This is a genomic window from Aliidongia dinghuensis (assembly GCF_014643535.1).
Lineage (GTDB): Bacteria > Pseudomonadota > Alphaproteobacteria > ATCC43930 > CGMCC-115725 > Aliidongia > Aliidongia dinghuensis.
This window is the reverse complement of the sequence record NZ_BMJQ01000049.1, coordinates 1-1,737: the sequence shown is the minus strand read 5'-3', so window position 1 is coordinate 1,737 and position 1,737 is coordinate 1. Positions and strand designations below refer to the sequence as shown.

Annotated in this window: 1 protein-coding gene; it reads right to left on the bottom strand. The window is 68.0% G+C overall.

Annotated features, from left to right (window positions below; all coding sequences use genetic code 11):
- Nucleotides 1–249: 249 nt before the first annotated feature.
- Nucleotides 250–1,503 carry an IS110 family RNA-guided transposase gene (locus IEY58_RS34095; protein WP_189052652.1) on the bottom strand — a complete coding sequence of 418 codons (1,254 nt, stop codon included), beginning with the start codon at nucleotides 1,501–1,503 and terminating at the stop codon, nucleotides 250–252.
- Between the last annotated feature and the right edge of the window lie 234 nt (nucleotides 1,504–1,737).

The window sequence follows — 1,737 nt, the reverse complement described above, 5'->3', positions numbered from 1 at the left end:
CGGGGGGGACTCCCCACCAATGATCAAGAGAGAAGCGAGGGGCTGTGACCCCGCGTGACGAACCGGCGGAAGGTCTCCCGAATGGGCCATGATAGCGCCGTGCTCGCCGCGTCCAGGACGCTTCGCGCCGGCTTCGCCGGTGCCGCAGGCGGCATCCTGGACGAGGTTTGCGCGCGGCGCTCCGGCGGTCGCCAGGTCGGGACGAAGGGATGGCCGTTCCGGTCGAACCAAGGGATGGTCTGGATTGGGTCACGCCGCAGCTTTCTGGGCGGCGGCGTGAGCCGGATCGAACGCTGTGTGCGTTCGCAACATCGCGCAGGCGACGGCGAGCAATCGGTCGGCGACGGTCCTGAGCGCGCGCCCATGGGAATGGCCGCGTTTGCGGAGTTCGGCATAGCGGCGGCGGCACAGCTCGTCGTGTTGAAGGGCGGTCCGCGACCAGTGATAGACGGCTGTGCGCAGGCGCAGGTGACAGGCTTGGCGCATGATGACGGTGCAGCGCCTGCCGCTGCGCTTGGTCACGGGTGCCACGCCGCACAGCGTGCGGAGCGCATGGTAATCTCGCTGACGCAGGGGCTCCCAGGCCTCGGCGAGCAGCGTGGCGAGGACGATCCTTCCGACTCCCGGCAAGGTGCGCAGGATCGTCACGTCGCGCTGCTCTTGGCTTTGCCCCGGCTCGGCATCCTCGGAACCGGCGAGCCGGGCGCAGAGGGCGTCCAGCTGCCGATGCGCCTGCTTGAGCTGACGGTTCACGACCTTCAGCCGGACCGCGACCGTGCGGATATGGGCGGTCGCCGCCTCGGTCGTGCCGCCGGCGACCGAAATCGGCGTCTGGCGCAAGATGCGCCGCGCTTCTTCGGCGTCGATGCGGCGGATCCGGTGCGCCTGCAAGAACCGGGCGATGGTCTCCTTATGCACCTTGGCGGCCTTCGCGGGGGTCGGCACCAGCGCCCAGAGCTCGAGGAACCAGTCGGCCGCGACATCGTCCGTGAGTTCGATCATCTGGGGATAGTAGCGCCAGAGCTGCTCGCGCACGCGGTTGCCCAGACGGGTGCGTTCCTGCTGCAGATCCTCGGTCATGCGGGACCATTCGCGCAGTTCGACGACCGTCGGATCGGCCAGGCGCAACGGCCGAAAGCAGGGCCGGTCCGTCCGCAGGGAATCGCCCAACACCCGACTGTCCAGCCGATCGTCCTTGGCGCCCGCCACGGTGAAGCGGTCCCGGAAGCGATCGAGTTGCTTGGGATTGATCGCATGGACCGGAAAGCCACGCTCGAGCAGCGTCTCGACCACCGGTCCGTGCGGCACCTCAATGGCGACGGCGATCGCCGCGGCCGGCGATCCTGTCATCGCCAGCAACCAGTCGCACAAGGCAGCAAGACCGCCGCCACCATGCGGGAAGGCGCGCTCGCCGATCACCGTGCCGCAGGCATCCAGCAAGGCCACTTGGTGCGTCTCGGATGCCCAATCGACGCCCACGAACCATCCCAAGTCGTCCGCCATGGCTCCACCTCTCCGATAGGCGGGCCACCATGACGACTGCCGATCCCTGTACTGGTGCTCCCAATCAGGGGCACGACTCCCCACCGGGCCTTCGTCATGGCCAACCAGCCGGGGCACATGTCCCCCCCAAGGTACTCGAGGCACAGGGGGCGAAGGGTAACTCCCGGCAGGCCGGCCCGTACCGATCAGTCTATCGTTACGACCAACCAATCGACGCGATGAAAGGTACAGGGG